Annotated in this window: 6 protein-coding genes; 2 read left to right on the plus strand and 4 right to left on the minus strand. The window is 72.1% G+C overall.

Annotation, left to right across the window (positions count from 1 at the left end):
- Positions 1–146: 146 nt before the first annotated feature.
- Positions 147–449: a DUF5652 family protein gene (locus tag ACR9ZG_RS17935; protein ID WP_481286206.1), complete on the plus strand. Its 303-nt coding sequence runs from the start codon at positions 147–149 to the stop codon at positions 447–449.
- Between the two features lie 144 nt (positions 450–593).
- A complete protein-coding gene (locus tag ACR9ZG_RS17940) occupies positions 594–1,274 on the plus strand; it encodes a DUF6766 family protein (protein ID WP_481286207.1) in 681 nt (226 codons plus the stop codon).
- A gap of 51 nt (positions 1,275–1,325) precedes the next feature.
- Here ACR9ZG_RS17940 and ACR9ZG_RS17945 read toward each other — a convergent pair whose 3' ends face one another.
- Genes ACR9ZG_RS17945 through ACR9ZG_RS17960 form a run of 4 tightly spaced genes read right to left on the minus strand, consistent with a single transcriptional unit; the run spans position 1,326 to position 4,720 of the window.
- A complete protein-coding gene (locus ACR9ZG_RS17945) occupies positions 1,326–2,273 on the minus strand; it encodes an ROK family protein (RefSeq protein ID WP_481286208.1) in 948 nt (315 codons plus the stop codon).
- The gene (locus tag ACR9ZG_RS17950; protein ID WP_481286209.1) at positions 2,270–2,974 is read right to left on the minus strand and encodes an N-acetylmannosamine-6-phosphate 2-epimerase; all 705 of its coding nucleotides are present in this window, start codon (positions 2,972–2,974) and stop codon (positions 2,270–2,272) included. Before ACR9ZG_RS17950 ends, ACR9ZG_RS17945 begins: the two co-directional genes overlap by 4 nt.
- Positions 2,971–3,867 carry a carbohydrate ABC transporter permease gene (locus tag ACR9ZG_RS17955; RefSeq protein WP_481286210.1) on the minus strand — a complete coding sequence of 299 codons (897 nt, stop codon included), beginning with the start codon at positions 3,865–3,867 and terminating at the stop codon, positions 2,971–2,973. The genes ACR9ZG_RS17950 and ACR9ZG_RS17955 overlap by 4 nt, the downstream gene beginning before the upstream one ends.
- A complete protein-coding gene (locus ACR9ZG_RS17960) occupies positions 3,854–4,720 on the minus strand; it encodes a carbohydrate ABC transporter permease (protein WP_481286211.1) in 867 nt (288 codons plus the stop codon). The genes ACR9ZG_RS17955 and ACR9ZG_RS17960 overlap by 14 nt, the downstream gene beginning before the upstream one ends.
- Positions 4,721–4,999: the final 279 nt, after the last annotated feature.

Raw genomic sequence — 4,999 nt, forward strand, 5'->3', positions numbered from 1 at the left:
CCCCACCGAATAACCCCGCCCCGCCCCGTCATCCCGCCATCGCGTCCGGACTTCTGCCCGCAACACGCCGGCGCCGCCCGTACAGAGCTCCGGAACGGATCGCGGCCCTCTTGCACCACCCCGCGGCGCGGCGGTGCAATGGGCGCATGAACAGCAAGCGCCGCGCCCCGATGCGTTTCGAAGACCTCTCCCCCTCCGCCCGCGCCGGGCTCATCGCCGCCGTGTGCTGGACGATGGCCTGGAAGGGCGCGTCCCTCTGGCGGGCGGCCCGCAACGGCAGCAAGCCGTGGTTCATCGCCCTCCTGCTGTCGAACTCGCTCGGCGTGCTCGACGCGCTCTACCTGTTCGTCATCGACCGCGACCGCCGCGCGCTCGACGCGGACGAGGAGCGGATCCTCGACGAGACCGGCGAGCCGGACCAGCTCGGGAAGAGCTACCTCGAGGACTGACCCGGTTCGGCGCCGCTGTCCAGCCCCTCCGTCCGCGGCCGGCCTCCGGCGTACTGTCCGGGGCATGAAAGTCGTCTTCACCGGTTGGCTCGCCGTCGTCGTCATCGGCCTCGCGGCCATGATCCTCGTCGTGGCCGTCGGCCGATGAGCCGCGTCCGTCTGCGCGAGCACGGCCTCAGTATCGCGTTCGCGGCCATCTTCCTCGTCGCCATCGCCGGCCAGTCCGTCGCGGGGTTGTTCGCGTACAACGAGGATCAGGTCGCTCATCACGCAGCGACGGTCGGCTGGCTCGACTTCGTCACCTCGTCCGACTTCGTCGTGGACGTCGCCGAGAACTGGCAGAGCGAGTACCTGCAGTTCTTCCTGTTCATCTTCGCCACCATCTGGCTGGTGCAGAAGGGATCGCCGGAGTCCAAGCGGGTCGGCGACGAGGGCCTCGGCACCGACGAGGACCAGCTCGTGCACGAGCACGCGCGCCCGGAGTCGCCGGCGTGGGCGAAGGTGCGCGGCTTCCGGCACACGCTCTACTCGAACTCGCTGCTCATCGTGATGGGCGGCATCTTCCTCGCCTCGTGGCTGGTGCAGTCGCTCGCGGGCCGGGTCGTGTACAACCAGGAGCAGCTGGAGCACGGGCAGCAGCTCGTGAGCTGGGGCGGCTACCTCGTCTCGGCCGACTTCTGGAACCGGACGCTGCAGAACTGGCAGTCCGAGTTCCTCGCCGTCGGCAGCATGATCGCGTTCTCCATCTTCCTGCGCCAGCGCGGGTCGTCCGAGTCGAAGCCGGTCGGCACACCGCACCACGAGACGGCGACGGAGGCGGAGTAGGCGGGGACACCCAGGCCCGGGCCAGCGCCCACGCGCTCAGCGCCCACACGCTCAACGCACGTCGACCGCCGCATGCGCCGCCGCTCCGATGAGCGTCGCCTCCGTTCCGAGCCGCGCCGCCACCAGCGGCACCGCCGACGGTCCGGGGAGCGCGGCCGCCCGCATCGCCTCCGCGACCACGGCGAGGTAGTCCGTGCCGAGCTGCGCGACCCCTCCGCCCACCACCACGAGCTCCACGTCGAGGAGGTTGAGCGCGTCGGCGATCCCGCGGCCCAGCGTCTCGGCGCCGTCCCGGACGATCTCCGCCGCGACGGGATCGTCGGCGCGGGCCGCCGCGATCTCCCGGAGGGTGCGCGCAACACCGGTGCGCTCGCGGTAGGCCGCCTCCAGCGCGGGCCCGGAGACGTAGGCCTCCAGATGCCCGTCCTGCCCACAGGTGCAGCGCCTCGGCGGGCACCCCCTGGCCGCGATGTGCCCGAGCGATCCTGCCGTGCCGGTCAGCCCTACGTCCAGGACGCCGTCGCGGACGACCGCGCCCCCGAGGCCGGTGCCGACCGTCGCCATCAGGAAGCTGCCGGCACCGCGTCCCGCGCCGTGCCGCGCCTCGCCGACGGCGGCGGCGTGCACGTCGTTCAGCACGCGCACCCTGCGGACGAGCGTGCGCTCCAGCTCCGAGCGCAGGTCGAAGCCCGTCCAGCCGGCGATCGCATCGGTCGCCGAGAGCACGCGGCCGTCCGGCGTCAGCACGCCGGCAGACCCCACTCCGACCGGCGCGGCGGGAGGGACGGCGACGGCGGCGGCGGTCTCGGCGACGAGGTCCGCCACCGCGGCGACGATGGCCTCCGGCCCCTCGCGGGCCGGAGTCGGCCGGGTCAGCACCGAGCCGATCACGGCACCGGAGGCCCTCACCGCGGAGACCGCGAGCTTGGTGCCGCCGATGTCGACACCGATCGCCACCGGACGCCCTTCGGCGGCGACCGCCCCGGACACCGCCGTCACCGCTCCACCCGCGCGCTCAGCGGCGAGGCGGCGACGAACCGGGCGGCGATCGCCGCCGGGTCGGTGACCGCTCCGCCGACGACCACCGCGTGCGCACCGAGGCGGAACGCCTCCCGGACCTCGTCCGGCGTGGTGAAGCGTCCCTCGGCGACCGTGCGCACGCCCGCCGCCACCAGTGCACGCACGAGGTCCAGGTCCGGCCCCACCCGGTCGCCGCGCGTCTCGGGCGTGTACCCGGAGAGCGTGCTCCCGACCAGCGCCGCCCCTGCGGTCCAGGCGCGCAGCCCCTCCTCCAGGGTGGAGACGTCGGCCATCACCGGCAGACCCGTCGCGTCGGCGACCCGGCGCAGATGATCCACGTCGTCGCCGATCGCCTCGCGGGTGGCATCAACGGCGATGATGTCCGCGCCGGCCCGGGCCAGCCCCACGGCCAGCTCGACCGTCGGGGTGATGATGTTGCGCGTGCCGTTGTCGACCTTGTGGAGGCCGATGATCGGCCGGTCGGTGATGGCGCGTACCGCCGCGACATCCTCCGGTCCGTTCACCCGCACGCCCGCCGGTGCGGACTGCAGCGCTGCGTTGGCGAGCGCCGCGATGATGCGCGTGTCCCGCAGCGGGCTCCCTGCGCTCGCCTGCACCGAGACGATGAGGCCGCCGCCGAGGAGGTCGACGGCTGTTCCGGTGCGCTCGGTGACGCTCACTTGAGGGCTCCCGCGCTGACGCCGCCGATGAAGAACCGCTGGCCGATGAGGAAGATGAGCAGCGCAGGCAGGGTGAACAGCACGCAGGCCGCCATCAGCGGGCCCCAGGCCACGTCGTTCTGCCCGAAGAAGGCGTAGAGCCCGATGGACAGCGTGTAGTTCTGCGCGTCGTTGAGGTAGACCAGCGGATTGAGGAAGTCCGTCCACGCCCACACGAACTGGAAGATCGCGGCCGTGACGATCGCCGGCCGCGCGATGGGCAGCACGATCGTCGCGTACGTGCGGAACTCGCTCGCGCCGTCGATGCGTGCCGCCTCGATCAGCTCCCGCGGCACGTTCATGAGGAACTGCCGGATCATGAAGATGAAGAACGGCGTGCCGAGGAAGGCCGGCACCACCAGCGGCAGGTAGGTCCCCATCGCGCCGATCCCGTTCCAGATCAGGAACACCGGGATGAGCGTCACCTGCGGCGGCAGCATCATCGTGGCGAGCACCGCGATGAGCAGCGGCCGCGAGCCCGCCCACGAGATCTTCGACAGCGAGTACGCCACCAGCGGGCAGCTGATGACCGTGCCGAGCACGCTCAGTCCCGTGACGATCAGCGTGTTGACCAGGTAGCGGGCGACGGGGATCTGCTCGAACGCCTTCTCGAAGTTGCTGAGCGTCCACTCCGTCGGCCACAGCGTCGGCGGCGCGGAGAAGACGTCGTTCGGCAGCTTGAAGGCGGTCGACACCATCGTCAGCAGCGGGAACAGGAACAGCAGCGACAGCGCGATGACGAGGCCGTACCGCCGCGCGGCGCGCACCAGACGTCTTCCCGGCGGCCGGCGGCGCACCTGGGGTGCCGGCCGCGGCGCCGCGCTGCGCCGGGGAGCTGCTTCAGTCAGAGCCATAGTGAACCCATCTCTTCGACGTGGCCAGGACGACGAGGGTCACGACGAGCGTGACGAGGAACAGGATCCACGCCATGGCCGACGCGTAGCCCATCTTCAGGAAGACGAACGCGTTCTGGTAGAGGTACATCGCGTAGGTGAGCATCGAGCCGCCCGGGCCCGCGCTCGCTGTGTTGAGCCGCTCCTGCGAGAGCAGGTAGGGCTGGGTGAAGATCTGCAGGAAGCCGATCAGGCTGACGATCACCTGGAACAGCGTGATCGGGCTGATCACCGGCCAGGTCACGTTCGTGAACCGGCGCCACGCCCCCGCGCCGTCGAGCTCCGCGGCCTCGTAGAGCTCGTGCGGCACGTCCTTCAGCGCGGCGAGGAAGATGATCATCGTCCCGCCGACCGTCCACCAGGTCATCAGGAGGATCGAGGGCTTCGACCAGTCCGGCTCCTGCAGCCAGTTCGGCCCGTCGATCCCGACCAGGGAGAGGAAGTAGTTGACGAAGCCGTACTGGGTGTTCAGCAGCCAGCGCCAGAGGTAGCCGCCCACGACCATCGGCACGATGGAGGGGAGGTAGACCAGCGCCCGGTAGAGCGGCTGGCCGCGCACCGGGAAGTTCAGGAGGTGCGCACCGGCCAGCGCGATGCCCAGCGCGAGCGGGACGCCGACGACCGTGAGGTACAGCGTGTTCCACAGGGACTTCCAGAAGTTGGGGTCGTCGAACAGCCCGGTGTAGTTGTCCAGGCCCACCCACTGCGGAGCCTGGAACAGGTTGAAGTCGGTGAAGCTGTAGTACGCGGAGGCGACGATCGGGTAGGCGTAGAGCACGGCGAACCCGACGAGGAACGGCGAGGCGAACGCCATCCCGAGCCAGAACGTACGGCGCGAGATGCGGCGGGCGCCGGCGGGGGGGGGGGGGGGCCGCCGGGCGCGGGGGTGCCCCCCCCGGGGGCCCGGGGGGGGGGCGGGGGGGGGGGGGCGCCGCCCCCGCGCCGAGTGGGCTGCGCGGTGGAGGCGGCCGTCGGGGTAGCGGGCGCCCCCCCGCCCGCGCGCGCCCCCCCCCCCCCCCCCCCCCACCCCGCGCGCCGCGCGCCCCAGCCGCGCCCCGCGGGCGGCCCGGCCCCGGGAGACCCGCGCGCCACC

It is taken from the genome of Leifsonia sp. KNZ12-8B, from assembly GCF_056755495.1.